This is a genomic window from Haloarcula salina (assembly GCF_010119195.1).
Classification (GTDB): domain Archaea; phylum Halobacteriota; class Halobacteria; order Halobacteriales; family Haloarculaceae; genus Haloarcula; species Haloarcula salina.
In genome coordinates, this window is the sequence record NZ_WRXL01000005.1 from 363999 (window position 1) to 387531 (window position 23533).

At 58.5% G+C, this 23533-nt stretch carries 18 protein-coding genes and 1 pseudogene; 4 read left to right on the forward strand and 15 right to left on the reverse strand.

Annotated features, from left to right (window positions below; translation table 11 throughout):
• Positions 1–280: 280 nt before the first annotated feature.
• Positions 281–1363 carry a Gfo/Idh/MocA family protein gene (locus tag GM656_RS15065; protein ID WP_162414496.1) on the forward strand — a complete coding sequence of 361 codons (1083 nt, stop codon included), beginning with the start codon at positions 281–283 and terminating at the stop codon, positions 1361–1363.
• Between the two features lie 499 nt (positions 1364–1862).
• Here the strand turns inward: GM656_RS15065 and GM656_RS15070 are convergent, their stop codons facing one another.
• Entirely contained in the window at positions 1863–3152 is a 1290-nt protein-coding gene (locus GM656_RS15070; protein ID WP_162414497.1) for an AGE family epimerase/isomerase, read from the reverse strand.
• A 246-nt stretch (positions 3153–3398) separates the two neighbouring features.
• Complete coding sequence (locus GM656_RS15075; protein WP_162414498.1) at positions 3399–4724, reverse strand: CBM35 domain-containing protein; 1326 nt, start codon at positions 4722–4724, stop codon at positions 3399–3401.
• Positions 4725–5235: 511 nt separating this feature from the next.
• Here GM656_RS15075 and GM656_RS15080 point away from each other — a divergent pair.
• Entirely contained in the window at positions 5236–6324 is a 1089-nt protein-coding gene (locus GM656_RS15080) for a Gfo/Idh/MocA family protein (protein WP_162414533.1), read from the forward strand.
• Entirely contained in the window at positions 6321–7103 is a 783-nt protein-coding gene (locus tag GM656_RS15085; RefSeq protein ID WP_206673722.1) for a sugar phosphate isomerase/epimerase family protein, read from the forward strand. The genes GM656_RS15080 and GM656_RS15085 overlap by 4 nt, the downstream gene beginning before the upstream one ends.
• 12 nt (positions 7104–7115) lie before the next feature.
• Here GM656_RS15085 and GM656_RS15090 read toward each other — a convergent pair whose 3' ends face one another.
• Together GM656_RS15090 and GM656_RS15095 are read right to left on the reverse strand one after the other, a co-directional pair.
• Positions 7116–7559, reverse strand: coding sequence for a universal stress protein (locus tag GM656_RS15090; RefSeq protein WP_162414499.1), 444 nt, complete (start codon positions 7557–7559; stop codon positions 7116–7118).
• A gap of 78 nt (positions 7560–7637) precedes the next feature.
• Positions 7638–8003 (reverse strand): hypothetical protein, encoded by a 366-nt coding sequence (locus tag GM656_RS15095; protein ID WP_162414500.1) that lies wholly within the window; start codon positions 8001–8003, stop codon positions 7638–7640.
• A 146-nt stretch (positions 8004–8149) separates the two neighbouring features.
• On the opposite strand from GM656_RS15095, the gene GM656_RS15100 reads away from it, so the two are divergent.
• Entirely contained in the window at positions 8150–9064 is a 915-nt protein-coding gene (locus GM656_RS15100; protein ID WP_162414501.1) for a hypothetical protein, read from the forward strand.
• Position 9065: 1 nt separating this feature from the next.
• On the opposite strand, the gene GM656_RS15105 is transcribed toward GM656_RS15100, so the two are convergent.
• The 11 genes and pseudogenes from GM656_RS15105 to GM656_RS19375 all read right to left on the reverse strand — a co-directional run.
• On the reverse strand, positions 9066–9308 hold the full coding sequence (locus GM656_RS15105) for a hypothetical protein (protein ID WP_162414502.1): 243 nt from the start codon (positions 9306–9308) through the stop codon (positions 9066–9068).
• Between the two features lie 59 nt (positions 9309–9367).
• On the reverse strand, positions 9368–10417 hold the full coding sequence (locus GM656_RS15110; RefSeq protein WP_162414503.1) for an ABC transporter ATP-binding protein: 1050 nt from the start codon (positions 10415–10417) through the stop codon (positions 9368–9370).
• Entirely contained in the window at positions 10414–11490 is a 1077-nt protein-coding gene (locus GM656_RS15115; RefSeq protein WP_137685360.1) for an ABC transporter ATP-binding protein, read from the reverse strand. The genes GM656_RS15110 and GM656_RS15115 overlap by 4 nt, the downstream gene beginning before the upstream one ends.
• Positions 11490–12524, reverse strand: coding sequence for an ABC transporter permease (locus GM656_RS15120; RefSeq protein ID WP_162414504.1), 1035 nt, complete (start codon positions 12522–12524; stop codon positions 11490–11492). Before GM656_RS15120 ends, GM656_RS15115 begins: the two co-directional genes overlap by 1 nt.
• Positions 12511–13509, reverse strand: a complete 999-nt coding sequence (locus GM656_RS15125; protein ID WP_162414505.1) for an ABC transporter permease — start codon at positions 13507–13509, stop codon at positions 12511–12513. The genes GM656_RS15120 and GM656_RS15125 overlap by 14 nt, the downstream gene beginning before the upstream one ends.
• An 80-nt stretch (positions 13510–13589) precedes the next feature.
• Entirely contained in the window at positions 13590–15416 is a 1827-nt protein-coding gene (locus GM656_RS15130) for an ABC transporter substrate-binding protein (RefSeq protein ID WP_162414506.1), read from the reverse strand.
• Positions 15417–15804: 388 nt separating this feature from the next.
• Positions 15805–18255 (reverse strand): beta-mannosidase, encoded by a 2451-nt coding sequence (locus GM656_RS15135; RefSeq protein WP_162414507.1) that lies wholly within the window; start codon positions 18253–18255, stop codon positions 15805–15807.
• A gap of 342 nt (positions 18256–18597) precedes the next feature.
• On the reverse strand, positions 18598–19392 hold the full coding sequence (locus GM656_RS15140; RefSeq protein ID WP_162414508.1) for an IclR family transcriptional regulator: 795 nt from the start codon (positions 19390–19392) through the stop codon (positions 18598–18600).
• A gap of 21 nt (positions 19393–19413) precedes the next feature.
• Complete coding sequence (locus tag GM656_RS15145) at positions 19414–20511, reverse strand: Gfo/Idh/MocA family protein (RefSeq protein WP_162414509.1); 1098 nt, start codon at positions 20509–20511, stop codon at positions 19414–19416.
• A gap of 455 nt (positions 20512–20966) precedes the next feature.
• Complete coding sequence (gene ppsA, locus GM656_RS15150) at positions 20967–23264, reverse strand: phosphoenolpyruvate synthase (RefSeq protein ID WP_162414510.1); 2298 nt, start codon at positions 23262–23264, stop codon at positions 20967–20969.
• A 92-nt stretch (positions 23265–23356) separates the two neighbouring features.
• A pseudogene (locus GM656_RS19375) lies at positions 23357–23533 on the reverse strand (NAD(P)/FAD-dependent oxidoreductase); the annotation flags it as partial.

Consider the following 23533-nt stretch of genomic DNA (forward strand, 5'->3'; position numbering starts at 1 on the left):
ATTTCTTCCCCTGTGTCGGAATACCGGATCACATATAGATAACGCGCACTCATTTTCAGTGTTCTACTCGGGAAACAACTGGCGAAGACGAATGCCAACGATGGAGCGAAATATCGCTCCTTCGTCATTCATATTCCGTAGAACGTGTCCAGTATTGCTACCGACAGCTCTCCCTGAGACATTCAGACCGGGGACAAGACACTGTGTAGTAGATGAAACTGGAGTGATCCAGAGAGAGTTCGAACGCAAACGGTATGTCGGTCCTCGTAGAGGCACAGGTATGCGAACAGACGAGCGACTCGATATCGGAGTAATCGGGCTCGGGACGTACGGACAGTACCGAGCCGACATTCTCGATGACTTCGGCCACCGAATGTACGGTTCAGACACGGATCTCGACAGGGACCAAGACGTAGTCTCTGATTTCGAAGGGGGACTGTACGATACCCCCAGTTCGCTGTACGAACAGGACATCGATGCAGTCGTCATCGCGACACCGAACAAGTTCCACGAGCCTATCGCGGTAGATGCGATGGAGCGGGGACTCGACGTATTCATCGAAAAACCACTGGCACATACGATGGAAAGTGCCTCACGAATCGCAGAGACAGCGAAGGAGACCGGAAGGATCTGCATGGTCGGATTCCAAAGCCGATTCCTGAATGTCTGTAACATTCTCAAGTGGTATATCGACGAAGGGCATTTCGGAGACATCAATCACGTCCAGGCGACCTACACCCGCCGACGCGGCGTCCCGGGACGCGGCTCGTGGTTCACCTCGAAAGAGATTGCTGGCGGTGGCGCGGTAATCGATATCGGGATCCACGTCTTCGATCTCCTGTGTTATTTTCTTGACTCACCGACTGTCTCGACTGTCACCTCGTCGACGCGCTCTGATTTCGGCCATCGCGAATCATACGCATATCTCGATATGTGGGGCGAAGACGACGACGCGAAAATGTTCAACGTCGAAGACGCAGCATCGGGATTTATCGAGTTCGAGAACGGGTGTACAGCAGCGATAGAAATAGCGTGGGCTACGAACGTCGAACCCGAACACGCCTACTATATCCACGGGACTGAGATGGGAGCGCACCTCGACATTACAGATATCGTCGAGAGCGAGGCGGATGTCGTTCAGACGCTCGATTTTTATCGAGCGGAGACGGGCGGCGCCGACCACTTCCTCGATACGACGGTTACGACCAATCGGAACGATCCGTACTGCGATCAGATGGCGATGTTCGCCGACGCCGTCGCGACGGGTGTCGCTCCAACAGTCAATACGATCACGCAGGCACTCGATACACAGCGCCTCGTCCACCGTATCTACGAACAGAATGACCTGACAGAACCACTTTGATAAAAAACCCACGCAAGCGTTTCACAGTATCAAATACCCGATCGGGATCCATAACACACGTACAGATGTTATCGAAGCCGGTTCAGTCAGTCGGTTCCCGGGACCGCACCGTACTGGTATGGATCGTCGCGCAGTCACTGCGTCACGCTGTCAGTAGTACGACTCGTTTGCCGCGTCTGGGAACAGGTGTTTCCCACACGTCAGGACCGGAAATGTTTGATCATCGGAAACGCACCGCTGACCCCCTTCCGTCGATCTATGCGCATGTGGAACGAATCCAATCGACGCGTCAGTCGGAGCGGAGACCGCGACAGCCTCGTCGCGGTTGCCGAGCAAGAATGCTGTACCGAACACGCCCCCGAACGTCTTTGCCACGCCGTTTCCGGTGCACGTGCTGTCGTGTGGGCTCACTACTGACGGGGGCAGGTGTCTTCAGCCGAATTACGCCAGTAGGGAGCGGAACGCCGGCAGTGAAGCACTCAGCTCCCGACCGCGTGAGCTACGTCTCCGACGGTGGAAGCGACAGTTCCTCGAGTTCGGCGATGCACTCCAGCATCGCACGACCGTTGTGATAGGCGGCCTTGTACTCCGCACCTTTTCGACCGAGAGGCTCCAAATCGTCCGCAATGCCGGAGTGCCACTCGCCGACGTCCCAGTCGATCTGGTGGTCCACGATGAACGAAACCGTTTCCTCGAATACCTCACGATACGTCTCGTCGCCTGTGTGGGCGTACATCTTCAGCGCACTGGTGACACACTCGGCTTGAACCCACCACGCCTTGATTCGGTTCGTTGCCGGCTCACCGAACGGTCCGTAGAAATAGAACCCACCGTGCTCGGAGTCGTATCCGTATTCGAGCGAGTACTCGAACAGGTCCCTGTAGAGGTCTGTGAACAACGACTGCGACAGGTCTAACGCTTCGGCTGCTTCCATCGTCAGCCAGATGTTCTCCAGATCGTGACCGTACGAGGCGATGCGGAAGTCCTCGTCGTCGAGTTTCGGTGTCCAGTCGGGTTCGTACTTGTCGCTGCAAGCCGTCAGGCCGTGTCGTACGACCGTGCAGGTCAGGATGTGAAGCAGTTCCTGCAAGCGGGTACCGCTTCGCTCTGTCCCGATCGCTTCGTGGAAGGTGGTGAACGCCTCCAGGAGGTGGAGATGGGTGTTCATTAGTTTCAGCGAGGGATCCAACACGTCGTCGCCGGACTCCTTTGGCGACCAGTCCGGTTCGATGTTCGCTAAATAGGTCTGCCCCTCCGTTATCGGCGTCCAGTCCGCTTCGAAATACTCGGTGTAACCGCCGCGTGTGTGATCCTTTGCCTCGGTTTCCAGTAGGTCGAACAGTTCGACCGCGAGATCGCGGGCCCCCTCGATGCCCGTAGCACGATAGTACTCAGAGAGTGCGTAGAGCCCGAACGACTGGCCGTACATGTGTTTGTTCGGCTTGGACGTCGTTCCGTCACGCTCGACCTCCCAGTAGAATCCACCGTGTTCGTCGTCCCACATCTCGTCGCGCAGGAACTCGCACCCCAGGTCCGCCGCCTCGCGGTATTCCCCATCGCCGTACCCTTCACGGTCGAGCCGAGCCGAGAGCCAGACCATTCGAGACTGACTGACGATCATCTTGTGGTCTTGTCCATTGAACTCGCCGTCCTCGTCGTATCCGAGGACGTACCCGCCGTGGTCCTCGTCGAGACAACGAGGATACCAGAACTCGAGGATGGTGTCACTCAGGACCTCCCGTAGTTTCGGGAGATACGACTCTGCTAACGAGGTGGCTGACTCGCTCATGAGATACATCGCTACAAAGCCAACGATAGTATATAATATTTCCCCCATCGGTGGAGGCGAGAGCTGTGTTCTGCATTGCGAACTGGAACGAGTTGGTGTCACGCCGTTCCGCTCATCCGCAGATGATACGTGGCAAATCACCGCGGACCAACCGGGGGCGAACGTGAGGGAACCATACAGGGCAGTGAATCGGGGGCTGTCGATTGAATCGCCTGGCGACCGTCTACGACTGAGGGCTACCGACGCTTATTCGATCACGACAGCGTCGATATCGTAGTAACCCCATCCCTTTTCGATGGTGATCGTATTGCTTCCCTCGTCGAAGGCATACGTCCCGACGCTGGTCTTCGTGAAGGTGGACGATTGCGGGAGTGTGACCTGCCCCTTCGAGCCCCCGTTGATGTAGAGATTCGCTTCTTTCGTATCGTACTCGGAGGCGTACCGGATCGTGACTGTCCGGTCACCGCTGGCCGCGGCATTGAAGTCCATCGTCACTGAGTCGCCAGCGCTGTCGAATCCAGTGACATACGCGTCGCCCCAGTATCCCGAGCGTGTCGTGCCTGTGGATACACCGTCATGAGAGTGGTACTCCGCGTTCAGGTACTTCGTCTCCGTGTCGCCGCCACCACCCTCATCTGAGCCGAGTTTACTGTATATCGTCTCGAAGTAGGCCGTCTTTGAGTAGGAGGTCGCACTACACTGGTCTCCCCAGTACGGCGAGGTCATGTTCATCGGTTCAGACGACCCGTCTCCGTTCCATGCCCAGCCGAGGACGGGCCATCCCAGCGACTTGGCGTGATCGACGAGCGCGGACCAATCGGCCTGTCCGTCCCGCTTGCTACCGAACTCGCCGATCATACACGGATACTCACTGTTGTCGTCCAGGTACTCGAGATCCTGTACGTCCAGCCAGTCGCCGTCGACAGAGTTGTAGGCGCTGGGATAGATGTGCGCTGAGAAGACGATATTGTCGTCGGTGATCGACGACGACGCATCGGCCGCGATATCCGTTTCCTGGCCGTATCCCGAGAGATCACAGACTATTGGTCCTGTGTAACTCGTGTTACTGCGAACGGTGCTCAGCGCGTCGTTATACGCGTTGGCGTACTCGCTCGCCGTCGTATCGTGACTGCCCCACTCGTTGTGGAGGTTGACGACGAATGAGGAGTTTGCCGAGAGATAGCTGTAGTTGTCTGCCCACCAGTTCGCGGCGTCGTATAGCGCCTGTGGGTCACCGGACCCGTTGTTAGGGTAGTGGTGACAGGTGGCGATTACCTGATAGCCGTTGGCATTGGCCTCGTCGATCCACCGCCTGGCGTCCGAGAGCGTCGCGCTCGTCTCTCCCCACGACGGGGGTTCGATCTCGATTCGGACTGTCGAGATCTCGGAGTGATCGTTCATCAGGTCCCAGCCCAAGTCCTGATCGCCGTCGCAAAAGTACGTGGGCTGGAGGTTCACGCCGTCGCCGAACGAAGCACCCGTCGCGGCGACAGGCGACGTACTGGCAAGCCCGCCGAGTCCGAAAACTGTACTCACTGCTGTCGATTTGAGTAGGCTTCTCCGTGTTACCATAGGTGTCCCGCACCTGATCGGTATGGTGGTGTGATAATAAATCCACACCATGAATGATCGATATTTTGCTCGTGGAGACAGTCAGGGTGGGACTTCACGATCCGCTAGGCCCCACGCAGTCGTACACAGTCTAGTGCTATCTGAGACCGTCAGTCGGGGCTATAGTAGCCATTGAACGTCAGTGCACACCCGATCGCACGACGGCAGTGCGATCGGTATGTAAATCGTTTCAATTGTTACTATAGTGATAGAATCGGCAGATTCGTCTACGGTTACGGTAAGTGGTGTTTCGATGGAGACGCCGTCGGCATACTCGGTAGCGATAGTGAGGTCGTACTCTTCTGCCGCTGCCTGTTTCGGGGGGCGTACTATCCGGCCCGCCCCAGCGGATGAAGAAGTCCTCTTTCAGCAAGTCCCGAAAGACGTACCCGTAATTGGATGGGAGTGGCGGGTACACCGCCCCCAACGAAAAGGAGATGTTTAAAATGGATGGACGATGATTGACGAAGTGATGACGGCTTACAACGTTGCAGTCGTCGGTACAGGCCCTGACCCGTCGAACCCATCAGTCGAAGGCTTCGCGATGGGGTATCGTCACGCCGAAGCGTTTCTCGCTGACGAGCGATGCGAACTGGTCGCGTGTGCAGATATCGTCCCGGAAAACGGTGCGGCCTTTGCTAACGCCTTCGACCTTCCACAGGACCGCGTATTCGAGGACTACGCCGAGCTGCTCGAGGAAGTGGCTCCGGACGTGGTAAGCGTCGCCGTGCCTCCACAGGTCCACGAGGAAGTCGTCGTCGGCTGTGCACGCGGCGGCGTCGAGGCCATCCACTGCGAGAAGCCGATGGCCCATACGTGGGCCAGCGCACAGCGGATGGCACAGGTATGTTGGCGGCATGGCGTACAGCTGACGTTCAACCGACAACGCCGGTTCGCTCGACCATTCACCAGGGCGAAGGAGTTGCTCGACGACGGCGAGATCGGCGAGCTTCGGCGGGTCGAAATCGGCTGGGGAGATTTCTATGACACCGGCGCGCATACGGTCGACCTCGCCGGAATGTTCAACGACGATATCGCCGCCGAGTGGGTACTCGCGGGCCTTGATTACCGCGAGAAGGACGTTCGGTTCGGGAGTCATCAAGAGAACCAGATGTGGGCGCAGTGGCGCTACGAAAACGGCGTCTACGGCGTCGCCTCGACCGGCGAGGGAAGCGACTTCGTGGACGCCGCGCTAACCCTCAACGGAACCGCCGGGACGATACGTATCGACGAAGCAGACGGTCCGATGCTGTCCGTGAACCGGGGTCCCGACTCGCGACAGGTCGATGTCGACGGCGAGACGATGCACAGGACGGGCACGGAAAGTGAGGATCGCTACGGGTCACACTTCCACGACCGTGCAGTCGAAGCGCTCCTCGACGGGGTCGAAACCGAAACGGAACCACGCATTAGCGCTCGAATCGGCCTGAACACTGCCGAGATACTGTTCGCGGGCTACGAGTCCGTCCGAAAACGAGGCCGTGTGGAACTCCCGCTCACCGTCACGGACAACCCACTCGAAGGAATGGTCGAGACGGGCAGCTTGACACCCTCGGAGTGAGAGTGAGTCCAAACTGTTATAAGACGAGCCGGTCCACACAGAGTCGCATGACGAAACTTGGCTTCCAGCTGTACAGTATCAACGCTATCGACGATACACTACCGACCGTTCTCGAACGAGTCAGTGAGACACCGTTTGAGGGCGTCGAATTCGCCGGGATCAACGGTGGCACCGTCGATCAAGCCCGAAGGGCACTCGAGCGAACGGGACTCCAGTCGGCGGGTGCACACGTCGGGCTGGACGAAATTGAAGTCGACCCAGAGGGGATGGCCACCACGTATCGGCGACTGGGGTGTGAACACGTCGCTGTACCGTGGCTCGATCCGGAACACTTCGAGAGTCGCGACCGCGTCGCGGAGGTCGCCCAGCGGCTTGACGATGCCGCCGAGAGACTCTCAAACCACGGGATCACTCTGCACTACCACAATCACGATCAAGAGTTTACCGGCCTCGACGACGGCCCGGCTGTCGAGACGCTGCGTGACCTGACCGAAACCGTTCGATTCCAGGTAGACGTCGGATGGGCCGGTGCAGCAGGCTACGACCCGCTTCGGATACTGGAAACCTTCGGCGACCGAATCGAAATCGTCCACCTCAAAGACTTCGATGAGAGCGCTGGTGAGACCGTAACCGTCGGTGAAGGAGATTTAGATCTCGATAAACTCGCAGCGGCCGTCCACGACCTCGACCTCGAGTGGCTCATCTACGAGGCAGAGGGCGAGCCAGACAGCTACGACACGCTCACGCACGCCGCGTCGGTCGTTGCGAACTACTACTGACCGCGGTTCGGTTCACGTAGTCACCATCGTCGTGAACCCATCGAACCGGAGGGCGACCTTCTGGGCGATATCGCCAAATATCGCTTTCCCAGTCGGCGAGCGTGATGCACCGACGACGAAGACGTGGTCACAGCCCTGCTCGTTCGCTGTGTCGAGAATCCGCTCTCCCCGAGTTTCCGCATTGTCGACGGAGACTGCGATATGAACGTCGATGCCGGTCTCAGCTATCAGCGGTTCTGCGAACGATTTCGCGTCCGCTGCTGCCCCTTCGACGACCGACGAGTGGTCGTAATCGACATTTTCGACGCGTCCGATAGATTCCAGTTGCTCGACATCGGCGTCGTATTCCTCCTCGTCGAGATGCCAGAGTAAGACGAGGTCGGCACCAGTTCCGTCAGCGTAACTCACTGCTTCTTCGAGCAGTGCTCGATGCGTACTAGTCTCTCTCAGGCTCACTAATCCGCAATTCACATCGTGCTTGTCGTCGGGTCGCCACATAAGTGTATTGGCACTCTCGAAATGTCAGGAAAGCGACTACCGCAGCTCTTTCGCGTTCCCCTTCGCATCCCAGATTTCACGCAGTACGCGAGCGAGCGCTGCCGTTCGCTCCGGAACGTCCTCGTTGCCGCCCTCCATCGACGCGTCTACCACTGGCTCGGCGAAGGGCTCCGTGAGCGGGAACCCATCAATCACGTCTGCCACCTCGAACTGATATTTCCCGCCCGAATCTGCCTGCGACCACGCCGTAGCAGCGGCCTCGTCGGTGTAGGTGATCGTATACGTCTCCCCACCGAGAGCTCTGTGCAAGTCGGTCAGGGTACCGACATCGATACGAGAGCCGTCGTCGACGAGCGAAACCGTCTCACCGTCGACAGCGATCCTCACTGACTCCGTAGCCATACCAGCTAGTTCGATTCTACACATATCAAGGTATTCCTCCCTCGATATCCGACCGTTCCCGCAGGGCCAGTGGCTACTATCGGTACACCGTTCTCGCTACGGAGGTGACCGGTACGTATATCGGGCTTGAAAACCGTGTACAACATATGACCGAGAGTACGGCGCTTGCCTCACTCGATCCCGAGATGGTTCGCCCTGAAGCGGTCGACCGTGACGCCCTCGGTGAGGCGCTCAGTGCGACCAAGAACCGTCGACGGACCCATGCGGCGAAGCTCACGGCCACGTTAGCCGCGGAGGATCCGTCCTTCGTCGAACCGTTGGTTCCGACAATCGCCTCCGTGCTCGGCGACGAGCGCGTTGTCGTAAACCGTGAACTCTCGTCTGCGCTCGCATCCATCGCTGCCGAGTCCGCGGACTCGGTGACACCGGCCATTGCGCCCCTTCTCGAGTTGTTGTCCGATGACGTCCCGCTCGTCAGGTCGGTCGCCGCGATACCGGTTCGAGCGCTCGCTGTCGAGGACCCCACACTGTTCGTCGGTCACGCCGACCAGCTGCTCGATGTGGTCGAACGGGACGTCTCGGACCCGACGGCCGGCTTCGACGCGGCCCCACTCGAAGATCCCGAGGTGTTCGAACTGCACCAGAGTATCTCGCAAGACGAGGAGCGTCGGCAATTCGTCGCGCGAACAGTTGCGGCGATGGTCCTGGAGGAGGTTACTGCTATCGAGCCCGAATCGGTCGCCGAGCACGTCGACCCACTGCTCTCGCTACTGAACGACGACGACGCTGCCGTCGTTGGGGCAGTAGCGAACTGCATCGCGTCCCTCGCACGGGCAGACGTCGGTGGCGTCAGCGACGCGGCCACCGCTCTCAGCGACCAACTCTTGACATGGGAACACGACGACGCGATCCGTGCACAACTACTGCGTGCGCTCGGATACGTGGGGGACAGCGAAGCCATACCTGCCGTCCGAACTGTCGCGACGGACGAAGACGCGCCACCGGAACTCCGAACCCTCGCCGCTGAGACCGAAGACTGGCTCCGCGAGCAGTCCGAGTAGTCTACTCTTTCCTGCCGCGCGTTTCGCGACGGATACACCCGACGTAGAGCACCCCGACGACGCTGCCGAAAAGAAGAATCAAGACGAGATTGACGACGGCGATAACGTACGATCCGGTGCCCGGTGTGCCAAAGAGGAGTGTCAGGAATGTCAGCAGCAGCATGAAGACGAGGAACGTGAGCACGAGCCGCAAGAGCCCCTCGTAGTCGCATATCACTGACCAGAATTTCTCGATATTGACCATGCGTTATGGCACACGAAGTGTGATAATAAACGTTCTCGTAGGTCGGAACGGAAGCCGGCTCAGTCGTCGGTCAATTCCGGACTGTCCCAGTACTCGTGGGTGTCGTCCTCACGGAAGCAGGCGACCCGCTGTTCGCCGTGTTCGTAGGCCGTCGGATTGGCCCGTGTACAGGCTTCGCGTGCTTTCGGGCAGCGGGTGTGGAACCGGCAGCCGCTCGGCGGGTTGATCGGGTCCGGGATGTCTATTTTCCGCATCGGCATCTCGCCGTGATCGTCAAGCGAGAGGTCCGGTGTGGCCCATCGAAGAACCTCGGTATACGGATGTTGGGGCTCGTTGATGACCTGCTCTGCGGGCCCGATCTCGGCGAGCTGACCGAGATACATCACGCCGATTTTCCCGTTACCGTGTGAGGAGAAGTACCTGGCGTTCGAAAGGTCGTGAGAGATGAACACGAACGAGGTGTCGAACTCCGCTTGCAAGTCAAGCATCATGTCCATCATCTCGACTCGAAGAGACACGTCCAGCGCGCTGATGGCTTCGTCAGCGAGGATCACGTCCGGGTTCATCAGAAGCGCTCGACAGAGCGCGACCCGTTGTTTCTCGCCGCCCGATAGCTGGTGTGGATATCGGTCTGCGAAGTCCGCAGCGGGATTCATCCCGACGCGTTCGAGCAGCGAGTAGATACGGTTTCTCTTCTCGCTCTTGCTGAGATCGGGATTCACCTGTCGGAGCGGTTCCGAGAGGATCGACAGTAATCGTCGGTTCGGGTTGAGCGCACTGCCGGGGTCCTGGTGGATGATCTGGAGAGACGTTCGGATATCCGACCACTCGAGATCTGCGTCGCTGTTCCCTTCCCGAATCTCCCAGATGTCGTGCCCGCGGTACTTGACCGAACCGTGTGTCGGACGCTGGAGACCAATGGCGGTCTTCCCGAGCGTTGTCTTCCCACAGCCACTCTCACCGACCAGTGACAGGACGTCGTTCTCCGCTACGTCCACGGAGACGCCGTCGACGGCTCGGACCGTTTCGGGATCGTTCCCGAAGTCCAAGAGCCGCTCGTTCTCGAAGTGCACCTCCACGTTTTCCAGCGAGATGACGGGCTCACTCATTGTCGATCACCTTCTGGGATCGCCCGTTCGCCATCGTCAAGATGCACGAGTTCAATCTCGTCGTAGGATTCGCGCCAGTTGAAACACGCCGAACCGTGGTCTCCCGCAACGATGTGGAAATCTGGCACTTCGGTACGGCACTGGTCTTCCGCCAGCGGACACCGGGGATGGTACGCACAGCCGTCTGGCATATTGATCGGTGCTGGACTCTGTCCCTCGATCGGGCGCATCTCTTCGAGTGGTGCATCAAGGTTGGGTGTCGAGTTAAGCAATGCACGCGTGTACGGGTGAGCAGCGTGATTGATGATTTCCTCAGTCTGTCCGATCTCTATGAGGCGGAAGGCGTACATGATCGCCATCCGATCAGCGAGTGCAGCGACGAGTGGGAGGTCGTGCGTGATGAACAGCATCGTGAGGTCGTACTTCTCCTTGAGGTCGTCGAGGAGAAGCAGGATGGACCGCTGCATCAGAAGGTCCAGTGCCGCCGTCGGCTCGTCCATCACGAGGACTTCGGGTTCCAACACCAGGCTCAGCGCAATCAGCGCCCGTTGTTGCATTCCGCCACTGAGTTCGTGGGGATACGACGAGAGCACCCGGTCGGGTTCGAGATAGAGATCCTCGAGCAGTTCGTGAGCTCGGTCCATCCCCGCCTCCACGTCTTCGTCGTGTGCTTCCAGCGTCTCGACGAAGTGCTTCCGGAGACTCATCGTCGGATTGAACGAACTCATCGCACCCTGGAAGACCATCGATATCTCCTCCCACCGTAGCGCGCGGAGGTCCTCGGTGTCGAGTTCGAGGATGTCAGTGGCGGCTCCGCTGTCGGGATGATACTCGATCGTTCCACTGAGGAGGCCCGGATCCGGGACGGCATCGAGCAATGCCGAAGCCAGCATCGATTTCCCAGATCCGCTCTCTCCGACCACGCCGAGTATCTCTCCGCGACCGAGGTCGAGCGAGACGCCGTCAAGGACGTACGAGGTCCCCTCGTCGTACGTGACCGACGCGTCCCTGACTTCGATAATCGGATCGTCAACTGCGATGTGCTCCGTGTGCTGGTCGTGTGACTGCGTCATCAGTTCATCACCTCCGTTGGCGCGGCTGTGTCGGTATCGTCGTCAGATTCGGACTTCGACTCTCCCGCCATCCGAGTCCGGACGCGCGGATTAAACACCCGATCCATTCCCTGTGCCAGCAAGATGAACGCCAGAGCGATGAACATGATGAACGCCATCGGAACGAGCAGTTGGTAGAACGTTCCGCCACCGCTGAGTGCACCGGCCTGCTTGTAGGCGTTGTTGAGTTGAATTCCCCAGTTGGAGACGGAAGTGGGTAACACTCCGAGGTAGTACAGCCCGACCGCGGCGAAGATGACGTATCGAGCGGCGTTGGCGAAGTTGACCAGCACGTACGGCATGATGTTCGGGATGATATCTTTCACGATGATACGCGTCGTTCCGGTCCCCATCGTGCGGGAGGCTTCGACGTACGAGTGCTCCCGGATCGCCAGGACCTGAGACCTGATGGAGCGAGCGAGCCCCGCCCAGTAGTTGATCGTTATTATCACTCCGATGACCGCAGGGTTCTCTGGCGAGAGAATAATGGCGACGACCATGATGAGCGGCAGTCCGGGGATTGACATGGCGATGTCAGAGAACGTGGTCAAGAGACGATCAGTAGCACCGCCCTTGTAGCCGGCGACGGTGCCGATGAGGACCGCAAATCCGGTCGCGAACACGCCGCCGGCGAGGACCATAATAAGCATTGCCGGCGTGGCGTGGATGGCCATCGCGAGCACGTCCTCGCCCGATCCGGTGGTTCCGAGGGGTGCGACGAAGAACTGTTCGAAGGGCTGGAGGCTCCGCGGGTCCTGGTTCGTGGCCGGAGCCTCGTAGAGCCAGACACCCACGGTCCCGATCAGGACGTACGCGAACAGAATGATCGACCCGATTCGGGTTCGGCGGTCGTCCCACGCGACGAGTCCGGGCTTGTAGACAAACTCCTCGTAGATGTCGCGGAGCCGTTCGCTGGTCGTCACCTCAACGTCGGAGCCCGTCGTTCCGAATTCGAACTCGTTGCTCGTCGTCGAATCTGATTCAGTATGCTTCACTTTGACCACCCGATTGAACGCGCGGGTCGATTAGCCCGTAAGTCAGGTCCGCGATATACACCGAGACGACCAGCGTCGTCGTGATGATGAGAAAGACGCCCATCATCAGCGCGTAGTCTCGGTTGATTAGCGCTTGATACATGTAGTATCCGATACCGGGATACGTGAACACTTGTTCGAGGATAACCGAGCCCCCGATATTGAATCCGATGAGCGTCAGGAACCCGGTGTACATCGGAAGGATCGCGTTCCGACCGACGTAGCGTACGGCGATCCGCCGGTCCGAGAGCCCTCGAAGACGGGCAACACGGACGAAATCTTCACCGAGTACCTGGATACTGTTCCCACGCATGGCGAGCGCTTGCAACCCTGCTTGGGTCAGCACGACTGACGCGATGGGGAGTGCAGCGTGGTAGATCGCGTTCGAGAGGAACTGTACTGTGAATCCGGGTTCCACGCCGGGACCCACCCGGTACCGAGCCGGGAACAGACCGAACTGATAGGACAGAACGACGACGAACCCGATGGCGAGGACGTAGAACGGAATCGACGAGAGCAGGATCGACGCACTACTGGCAACAGTGTCGAATGCCGTGCCTTCGTGATAGGCCATCAAAGCACCGAGAAGGATCGCGATCACGAACAGGAGGATCGTAGCCGTGACCATGACGAACACGGTCCACGGAAGTGCGTCGACGATGAGCGCCGACACCGGCTCCTGATAGTAGAACGACTGTCCCATGTTCCCGGACAGCAGCGACGTGACGTATTCGTAGTACTCGACGTACACTGGAGTGGGATCTTGTTTGTATGTCTGTACGATCGCGTCGATACGGGACGGGTCAACACCCTGTCGTATCAACCGAGCCCGAAGCATCTCAATCGGGCCGCCCGGGATGAGCCGGATCATCCCGAACGTGAGCGTCATCACCAACCAGATGGTGAGGATGGCCCGACCCGTCCGTTTGACGAAGTAACTGTTCATAGCGTTGGATTCTATAACCTATTAAATAATTGTTTTGGTTCTGTAACCGTGTAACCCGCTGAGTAGATCGCGACGCGAGTTCAACCGGAGTACTTCAGCTCACCCTGTCGGGGAAGCCACGTGCAGGCCCACCGGACCTGCGAGACCACCGCGTTCTGCTCCGGGACGTCCCACTGGTCCGTCGTCAAGAACGTCTGCTCCTGTTTCTCCATAACCGGGATCATCGGCAGGTCGACGTTCGTGACCCACGCCTGCTCGACGATGATATCCCGAGTCTTTTGTTCGTCGACTGTCTCGGAGAGCGTGGTGAGCCGCTCGTTTGGATTCGTCGTCATCGAACCAGAACCGGTACGAGAGGGAACGGTTACGTCAGACTGGGTCCCACCGCGCGACGACGCGGCCGGGCCATAGTTGTAAGTGAATCCACGGAAGTTCTCGATCAACTGGTGTTGAAGCGAGAAGTACGGGAACGCGGCACGGCCGCCACCCGGGAGCCATCCTCCTGCAGAGAGGACGAAATCACTGTTGGGCCACGCGGTTCCGAGTAGCGAACTGAAGTTCCGTGAGTCCACGGAGGCGTCGAATCCGAACTCGTTGAACTGATCGACGATCGTCTGGGTCGCCGTAATCCAGTCGCTCCACCCGGAGGGAACAGTGACGGGCAACTTGACCGCGGTACCGTCACTGTCGACCCACGTCCCGTTCTGCTTGGAGTAGCCCGCCTCTCGGAGTATCTGTGCCGCTTTCTCAGTCTGCATGGACTCCGGACCGTAATCTTCAAAGTCGCTATAGGCGTCCTCAAGCCACCGCTTCTGATCGTCAGACGGGATTCCGACAGGAATGGGTGGCACTTTTTTCAGCGTGTGACCGACGTTCTGGACGATAGTTTTTCGATCGAGGACATGTGCGATCGCCTGTCTGACTGCCCGGTCACCCGCGTGTTCGTGGTCGTGGTTCGGGACGAGGCCGTATCCCCACTTCGAAGGGACTGTCTCCATCTGCACTGCGTCGGAGAAGCTCTCGACCACATTCGGCGGTGCGAAGACGCTAAAGACGGAGTCGACATTCATCGCACCGATCGCTTGGTGGACTGCCGTGTTGCCGTCGAGATACCGGAACGAGTAGTTCTGGAAATTGATGTTCTCTGAATCGGGATGGTCATCCCGTCGACTCAAGAGGAGCTGCTGATTGGCCTGTTCTTCGAGCGTAAACGGCCCGCTCGCGACCACATCGGTATACTTGAACGAGCGCAGTTGCTTTGCGGCCGCTTCCTCGTCGCCGTCGAATTTGTCGACGTACTTCTGGAAAATTTCCTGCTTCTGGGTCATGAACCGCTGACCCAGGACGTTGAACTCGATGATTCGTGGGTTGACTTGCGTACTCAGATTGAGGACGACCGTCTGTTCGTCTTCGGTGATGATGTCGTCAGTGTACCGAGCGATGGCACCCCCGGACAGCATCGAGAGGCGTAGTTGCGTCGCGACGTCAGCGGCGGTGACACTATCGCCGTCTTCCCAGGTCACGCCCTCGCGGAGCGTCAGCACGAATCGGTTCTGGTCGTTCTGCAGTTCCCAGTCCTGAATCAGATACGGAACGAACCCCCCGCGCGAAAAGTTGAAATTCGCGAACCGATCGAAGAGGAGGTATTGAGAGATCTGCGCGTAGCTGGTCGGATTGCTCGGGTTGTACTGGATCTGTGTTGGCACCTGGTTCGTGTATCCGACATGGGTAACGTCAGCGACCTGATCCCCGGAGCCGGACGTGCCATTCGCTCCATCGCTTCCGTCGCTACCGCTGCTGCTCCCACCACACCCGGCGAGAGCGGCCACGCCAGTTGCCCCCACGAGTGAGACGAACTTTCGTCGGTCAAGTTTGTCACTATATTCCGCGCTTTTATTTTCGGACATTGCTCATCAAGACGGTTACGCTGATGCCATATAAAACTATGGAAATTATTGTTTATCGACATTGGGTGAGGACCACTCAGCGAACACTACAGAGCCCTGAACACGGCCCACAGAGAGCACAGGTCAGGCAAGTGGTGAGGACAGTTGTCCGGACGGGGACGGACGGGAAGTCCCATGACCACGTTGGTGTGACTGACGTCCCTTCTGACGGTGGCACGAAGGGGAGCTTCGACTGACGAAACGTCGCACGACAGACCGATCGAAAGCGGCCGTCAGTGCGAGCAGATATCGATGACACAGCATAGCCTTGCTGTTGTATTCCCCGTCAGTCCTGCCATTGGAAGAGTTCTATTTAAACATTTCTATACGACTCGTGCAAACATACCACTTAGTACGTCGCCCGGAGGTGTCTAATCGAGAGCGCCTGCTTGAGTTCATCTCCAGTGATGGTCTCGTTCGAATCGAAGGTTATCTGCCGCTCCTCCCCGGCAGGGAGGTGGAAATAGTTGTCAGAGAAGTTCCCGTCCGTACCTGGTAGCGTGAGCCGGACAAAGAGCGCCATACAGTCTGCGCTAATCGTGAGCGTTGTGCCATCGACGGTGATATCAAAGGACGGCTGGCAGAGATCGAGGTGTTTGTAGGGTTCGAAGAAATCGTAACTGGGATACGATTCAACAGGACTCTCGAGATCGGCACACAGGTACGCCTCGGCGTATCGTTCGCCGATCACGGTCTCAGGGTCAACCGTCACGACTCGCGTACTCTCCTGTGGATCAATGGAAACAGATACCTGCTCAGTCTCGATGACTTCGCCGGTAAGTGACTCCCAGCGTACATTCAACGTTCCCTCTATCGACTCGGTCTCATCGCTTACAATCCAGATTTCGAGTCCCTCGTCCGTCTCCGTCGTCGTGACGAGCGCAGGGGCGAATATACGCCGAGCAACGTACTGTAACGCCTTCCAATCGCCGCCATATTCGATCGACGACCACGACGCACACGGCCAGAGATCGTTGAGTTGCCAGTACAGTGCTCCCATGCAGTAGGGCTTAAGCCGTCGCCAATGTTCGATCGCAGTTTGCATCGCCATTCCCTGCTGGACCTGGCTGAGATAAACGAAGTTCTCGAAGTCGAACGGGACCCGAAAGTGGTCGGCCATTCGGCTAAGGATTCTCGCATTTCCGCCTTCATTCCGCTGGTGATGCTCCATGAGAGGCGCGGTCGGATTAAGTTGGTCAGCCGGGATAACAGAACGCAGCAGTTCTACGGAAGGAAACGACTGATACCCGAACTCCGAAACGAATCGCGGTTCGGTCTTTTCGTACTCCGAGAAGGGTGCGCCTTTATGCCAGACGTCCCAGTAGTGGATGTCTCCAACATCCGTACGATATGGTTCGGGCTCCTCATCACCCGACGAGGGCGATCCTGGCCAGTATGTCCGACTCGGGTCTTCAGCCTCGACGACAGTCGCAATCCGGTCCAGGAACAGTTGTTCAAACCCGTCAGCCAGTTCCTCGTGATGGTCGTGTTCAGCGAACCAGTTTTTGACACCTTCTTCCACTTCGTTGTTCCCACACCAAAGTGCGATTGACGGGTGATTCCCAAGCCGCCGGATCTGGTCCCTCACTTCGTTCTCTACAGAGTCTAAGAACCGTTCGTCGGAAGGATACAGTGCACACGCGAACATGAAATCCTGCCAGACCAACAGACCGAGTTCGTCACAGACCTCATAGAACCGCTCGTACTCGTAATATCCGCCCCCCCACACGCGAATCATGTTCATATTCGCGTCGACAGCCGAACCGAGGAGGTCCTCGAATCGTTCGTCCGTCACGCGGCCATAGAGTGCGTCCGTCGGTATCCAATTCGCACCCTTCGCGTAGACCGGTGTCCCGTTCACCTCAAACCGGAATCCCTCGCCATCGTCTGACTCGTTCAGTGGTTCACGAACGACCGACATCTCACGGAATCCGATTCGGTCTGTTTCTACGTGCGTGGTTTCGTCGGTCTCTACCGCAACCTCGAGGTCGTACAGCGGTTGGTCGCCGTAGCCATTCGGCCACCAGAGGTCGGGATCCTCGACCGTAGCCGTCACTTCGTACTCTTCTTCTCCGCTGGTAATTGCAATAGACTCCGCTACTTCTGTCCCCGCAATCGAGACCGAAAGAGTCCCATCGGCCGTAGCTGTCGACTCGATACCCACCGAGACGCCGAGAGCAACAGCCTGATCAAAATGCTCCTGCTTCGTCCGTGTGTGAGTGATTCGAGGGCCCGAAAAGCCGACCAGACGGATGTCTCGATAAATCCCGACAGTCGGGAGACACGGCCCCCAGTCCCACCCGTAGTGGCACTGTGCCTTTCGAATGTGGCTACGTGCGGGCTGGTCGACGGGGTATCGGAGCGCGGGTACGTCGTAATCGTAGGCATCCGCTCGGTTGATCCCGTACTTAACCGGAGAGTCGAAGCGGACCTCTATCGTGTTCTCACCCTCTTGAAGTTCTCCGGTGACATCGAATTCGTAGACACGATGCATATTTTCTGTTTCTCCGACGACTTCCCCGTTCACGCGCACGGTCGTAACGGTGTCGAGCCCATCGCAGTGCAGCTGAATCCGGTCGTGAGATAGCAGCGCCTGATCAACATCGAACGTCCGTCGGTACGTCCAATCGGATTTCCCAACCCACTGGATGTCGAGTTCGTTATCCTCATCGTACGGGTCGGGAATCGCTTCGTTTTCTAGAAGATCGGTGTAGATCCCACCGGGGACCGTGCCCGTGTTCCAAGGTTCCTCTTCAGAGCGGCGAAACCGCCACTGTCCCGTCAGTGACTGGACTTGCATACCTCTGCACTGTATGTTGTCCTTTATAATAGTACCGGTGAACAGCACGGAAATGACGGTCGACAGTGCGTTTGAGATGAGGAAACCTCTATAATTCGTGCCTGCAGTTGTTCATTATTCGCTGAGCTCTCGCACAACGAACCCCATTCAGGACCAGTAAGGAAGCGGAGTGCGATTCACGAGCGCGGCTCTTCGGAAAATTGTTTCATTATCGGAAACCCAGTTTCGGCTTAGCCACCCCACTTCTCGAAAAAGTGTGATCTCCGCCACAGTACTAACGTGTGTACTCGTGTTATCTACAGTGCTATCGCCGTGCTTGAGCGCAAAGAGCTACAGCTGATATCAAAACATATCTTCCCACCGGGAATACGTCGTATTGATTTCCACGACACCGACAATGTTCTGCAGGAGATCGGGTATCTCAGAGCGAAATCGCTCATCGGACACCCGATCCTCCGGTGCAGAGACACTCAACGCCCCGAGTAGCGTATCGTCACTCGAGACGATGGATGAAGCGACACATCTGATCCCGTCGTATCGTTCTTCGTCGTCGAAGGCAATTCCCCGAGATCGAATCGCCTCTAACTGATCGCGTAGTTCCTCGGGGTCCGTGATCGTATTCTGCGTGTACGCGTGCATCGTTGTCTCGCCGAGATACGTCGAAACCTCTTCATCAGGGAGTTCTGCAAGGAATGCTTTCCCGGCTGCCGTACAGTACAGTTCCTCGATGCTACCGACGTGCGTCGGGGTATCTTCGATCGCGTTTCCGGACGACTGGTACAAGGTGATACCATACCCATCTCGCTCGACGATGAGACGAGCTTTCTCCCCAGTCTCTCGTGCAAGCTTGTCAACATCGCTTTTCCCAAGGTGATACAACTGCTCCTGTTCGCGAACTTTCCCGCCCAGCGTCAGAAATCTGAGACCGAGTTGGTACTTTCCATCGGATCGTTCCAAGTACCCGTGTTCCTCCAACGTAGCGAGGTAGTGGTGTACCGTGCTCTTTGAGCGACCGAACTCGTCCGCGATTTCAGTAACACCTGCGATCTCTTTTTCGCGGATGACCTCAAGAATTTCAAGAGCGGTCTCCACCGACTGGATGGTTTTACGTTCTCTCTTTCCTGAGGAGTTTGTCATACTCACTACCATGACGTGTGGCTATTTAGTTTTTGCATCTCCTCCCTGACCGCTCGCATCGTAGAGTCGGTCGATCACCTGCTGCACCTGTAATGCTTGCTCGACATTGTTCTGTGCAGGCCGCTCTCCGGAACGAACCGCCGAGAGGAACGTCTCGAGTTCCTCTCGATACGGATTATTGAGCGGTGCAATGACCTCAGAGTTTACGAAGTGGTCGCTTCCGCCCGAGCGTGCCTCGTAGAGTTCCAGTTCGTTGCGAACGTCGACTACTGGGTCGACCTCCTCAAGCGAATTTGTGATATCGAGGTACGCGCCCGCCTCTGTTCCCCGGATCTTATATGAGTGCGTCGCAGTATCGTTCGCTGCCCACGCAACTTCGATACTGGCCGTCAGCCCGTTTTCGAACGAACAGAAAGCCGTTACAGAGTCTTCAACATCATACATCCGGGCCTCGTCGTCTTCACCCCACATGTGGAGGTACGAATAGTCGTCGTGTTGGCCGAAATCCGACCGAGCCACTGCCATTACCTTCTCCAGGGTAGGTCGCCCAGCGAGGAACAGCAGCATATCCACGAGGTGAGCACCGATATCTATCAAGGCACCACCGCCTGCGATCTCTCGAGAGGTGAACCACGTTCCCCGTCCAGGGACACCACGCCGACGAATGTATTTGGCATTGATATGCGTGACCTCACCGAGATAATTCTGCTCAATATACGATCGAGTCACCTGACAGATATTGCGGTAACGGTGATGATACCCAACGAGACAGATGTTCCCTGTCGTTTTTGCAGTATTGGCAATCCTCTCGGCCGAGGCCACGTCGTGAGCTAACGGTTTTTCAAGCATCACGTCGAGACCGTTTTCCAGGGCATCAACAGTTGCACCTTCGTGAAATTTGTTCGGTGTCGAGATTATTACTGCATCAATACCGCTATTGTACAATTCAGAGGGGTTTTCGTACGTCTCTCCATCGAATTTCTGTTCGAATTCAAAGCGGTTCTCGGGATTCGCGTCGACACCACGTACCTGATGACCCATCTCTTGTAACATCGTAACGTGGTTCTTCCCGTGGGATCCGAGCCCCACAATACCAATATTCAGTTGATCGTTAACCATTGATTAGTGCTAACGAGGCTCTTTTCTTAACAATGATGCTTCGGTAGTCGGATGCAGTTTCGATAGTCACTGCGTGGAAAAACTGCATACCTATAGAAATAACATCGCCTGAAATCGGATCCATCGGCCCCGACAGTGCTGCTGAACTAGTAGTCCTGAGCGAATGGACTGCTATCAAGGTCCACATTGGCGAGATATGAGGGCGTAAATTATAATCTATGATCGGATATTGAGAACCTGAAATCGAATCTGAGCATGCAGATATATTCCCGTCTTAATAGTTTTACATATACAAAATATATTTAGAATCGAGTTGGGGTGGGCGCAAAATTGCACATGAGAATTATGCTCGTATAGTAGAGAGCGGCCCTGTTGAACCTCTCCTGTTGTCCTGGGGTCTCACGTGGGACGTGTTTCATCGGTATCGGTCACGATCGGGGAGTACAGGGACGTGCTCAGCGGACGGTCTCGACCAGGAGCTTCTGCTCGACGCGCTTGACCTCGTGTTGCACGTCGCGCACCGCGTCGACGTTCGGTGACAGGGACGTGATGCCGGCGTTGACCAGCGACTGCACCATCGCCGGTTTCGAGGCCGCCTGCCCGCAGATGCTCGTGTCCACGTCGCTGGCCCGGCACGTCTCGATCACGTCCGTTAGCAGCGTTTGGACCGCCGGGTGGAGTTCGTCGTAGCGGTCGGCGACGTTGCTGTTGTTCCGGTCGACCGCGAGCGTGTACTGCGTGAGGTCGTTCGTCCCGAAGGAGACGAAGTCGACGCCCGCGTCGACGATCTCCTCGATGGAGAGCGCGCTCGCCGGCGTCTCGATCATCACGCCCCAGCGGCGCTTGTCCGGGTCGATGCCGACGTTCTGCATGTGCGACTTCGCCCGGAGCACGTCCTCCGCGTCGGTCACCAGCGGGAACATCAGCTCGACGTTGTCGTAGCCCATCTCGTGGAGCCCGCGGACCGCCTCCAGCTGGAGCTCGAACACGGCCGGCTTGTCGAGGCTCCGCCGGATACCCCGATAGCCCAGCATCGGATTGTGCTCGGTCGGCTCGTCCTCGCCGCCCTCCAGCTGGCGGAACTCGTCTGTCGGCGCGTCCAGCGTCCGCGCGCGGACGGGCCGGGGATAGAACGCCTCGGCGACGGTCCGAATACCGTCGATGATCTCCTGTCGGAACGCACGGTCGCCGTGGTCGGCGATGTACTTCCCGGGCGTCTTCCCGAGCGACAGCACCATGTGCTCGATGCGCAGCAGGCCGACGCCGTCGGCCCCCGACGCGGCGGCGCGTTCGGCGGCCTCGGGTATCGAGACGTTGACCTTCACCTCGGTCGCCGTCATCGGCTTCGAGGCGCTCGCCTGCCCCGCGCCGGACGCCCCGGCAGACGCGCCGGCGTCACCGGCCTCGGTTGAGGTCGACCGCCCGTCGCGCAGTTCCGCCTCCGTCGCCGCGCCGTCCGCGACGGTGCCCCTGTCGCCGTCGACGGTCACGTACTGATCGTCTGCCAGCGTCGCCGTCGCCGACTCAGCGCCGATGACTGCCGGGACGCCGAGTTCCCGTGAGACGATGGCAGCGTGGCTCGTCATCCCGCCCTCGTCGGTCACGATCGCGGCCGCCCGCTTCATCGCCGGGACCATGTCCGGCGTCGTCACCTCGGCGACGATGACGTCGCCGTCGGTCACCGCGTCGAGGTGATCGAGCTTGCCGACCGAGCGGACCCGCCCGGAGACGGTCCCCGGGCTCGCGCCCAGGCCGGAGACGAGAATCTCGCCGTCGCCGTCCCCGTTTTTCGATGCCGACCCGTTCGTCGACTCGTCGATAGTCGTGATCGGGCGGGACTGGAGCATGAACACGTCGCCGTCGACGATGGCCCACTCCACGTCCTGAGGGTCGCCGTAGTGTTCCTCGACCCGTCGACCGACCCGCCTGAGCTCGTCGAGTTCGTCCCCGTCGAGGACGCGCTCGTCGCGCCGGGCCTCGTCGACGGACTTCTCGACGGTCTCGCCGGTCGCCGCGTCGCGGACGCATTTGGTCTTCTTCGTCGTGACGGTCACGTCCTCGATCTCGCCGCTCTCCTTGTCGATGATGTAGTTGTCGGGCGAGACGGAGCCGGAGACGACGGCTTCGCCGAGCCCCCACGCGCCTTCGACGACGATTTCGGAGTCGCCCGTCGACGGGTGGCTCGTGAACATGACGCCCGATTTCTCCGCGTCGACCATCCGCTGGACGACGACGGCGATGTCGACGGCCTCGTGGTCGAAGCCCTGTTCGTCGCGGTAGTAGATGGCGCGCTGGGTGAACAGCGATCCCCAGCAGCGCTTGATGCGGTCCAGTAGGTCCTCGCGGTCGACGTTCAGGAACGTCTCCTGCTGGCCGGCGAAGGAGGCGTCGGGAAGGTCCTCGGCCGTCGCCGACGACCGCACGGCGACGAAGGGGTCGTCGCCGAAGTCCCCGTAGGCGTCGAGGATTCGTTCCCGAACGGGGTCGGGCCACTCGGTGTTCATGATGAGTTCGCGGGCGCGCTGTTCGGCCGCGGCGAGCGCCGTCGAGTCCTCGCTGTCGATGTCGACGGCCTCGAACAGGTCCTCGGCGATGTCCGCTTCGTCGATGAACGTGCGATACGTATCCGCCGTGACGATGAACGCCGACGGGACCGGCAAGCCGGCACCGCGGAGTTCGCCCAGCGACGCCCCCTTTCCGCCGGCGGTATCGATGTCACTCCCGCTGACTGCGTTCAGCCAAGCTACTGGCATTGTCCAATTACACTGGATGGAATAGTATGAATGTATGGGTTCCCCGATTGGCGGCGCGCCGAAGCCGGTCGAGAACCGTGTCGAGAGCCGGCCTACATGTCGGGCCAGGCCTTGGCGGCCCGGCCGACCCCGGTCACGTCGGCGATCCAGCGGGCGGCGATGCCTTTCTTGAGCAGTTTCGCCGGCAGGCCACCGAACGTCTCGACGGGGACGTTCATCACGTCGTGGGCCACCGCTTTTTCACCGACGGAGACGACCGTTCCCTTGTC

What these genes read in the sequence shown, in the direction of transcription:
- GM656_RS15065 (WP_162414496.1), top strand. Translation starts at nt 281, where the DNA reads ATGCGAACAGACGAGCGACTCGATATCGGAGTAATCGGGCTCGGGACG.
- GM656_RS15070 (WP_162414497.1), bottom strand. Translation starts at nt 3,152, where the DNA reads ATGAGCGAGTCAGCCACCTCGTTAGCAGAGTCGTATCTCCCGAAACTA.
- GM656_RS15075 (WP_162414498.1), bottom strand. Translation starts at nt 4,724, where the DNA reads ATGGTAACACGGAGAAGCCTACTCAAATCGACAGCAGTGAGTACAGTT.
- GM656_RS15080 (WP_162414533.1), top strand. Translation starts at nt 5,236, where the DNA reads ATGACGGCTTACAACGTTGCAGTCGTCGGTACAGGCCCTGACCCGTCG.
- GM656_RS15095 (WP_162414500.1), bottom strand. Translation starts at nt 8,003, where the DNA reads ATGGCTACGGAGTCAGTGAGGATCGCTGTCGACGGTGAGACGGTTTCG.
- GM656_RS15100 (WP_162414501.1), top strand. Translation starts at nt 8,150, where the DNA reads ATGACCGAGAGTACGGCGCTTGCCTCACTCGATCCCGAGATGGTTCGC.
- GM656_RS15105 (WP_162414502.1), bottom strand. Translation starts at nt 9,308, where the DNA reads ATGGTCAATATCGAGAAATTCTGGTCAGTGATATGCGACTACGAGGGG.
- GM656_RS15110 (WP_162414503.1), bottom strand. Translation starts at nt 10,417, where the DNA reads ATGAGTGAGCCCGTCATCTCGCTGGAAAACGTGGAGGTGCACTTCGAG.
- GM656_RS15115 (WP_137685360.1), bottom strand. Translation starts at nt 11,490, where the DNA reads ATGACGCAGTCACACGACCAGCACACGGAGCACATCGCAGTTGACGAT.
- GM656_RS15125 (WP_162414505.1), bottom strand. Translation starts at nt 13,509, where the DNA reads ATGAACAGTTACTTCGTCAAACGGACGGGTCGGGCCATCCTCACCATC.
- GM656_RS15130 (WP_162414506.1), bottom strand. Translation starts at nt 15,416, where the DNA reads ATGTCCGAAAATAAAAGCGCGGAATATAGTGACAAACTTGACCGACGA.
- GM656_RS15135 (WP_162414507.1), bottom strand. Translation starts at nt 18,255, where the DNA reads ATGCAAGTCCAGTCACTGACGGGACAGTGGCGGTTTCGCCGCTCTGAA.
- GM656_RS15140 (WP_162414508.1), bottom strand. Translation starts at nt 19,392, where the DNA reads ATGACAAACTCCTCAGGAAAGAGAGAACGTAAAACCATCCAGTCGGTG.
- GM656_RS15145 (WP_162414509.1), bottom strand. Translation starts at nt 20,511, where the DNA reads ATGGTTAACGATCAACTGAATATTGGTATTGTGGGGCTCGGATCCCAC.
- ppsA (WP_162414510.1), bottom strand. Translation starts at nt 23,264, where the DNA reads ATGCCAGTAGCTTGGCTGAACGCAGTCAGCGGGAGTGACATCGATACC.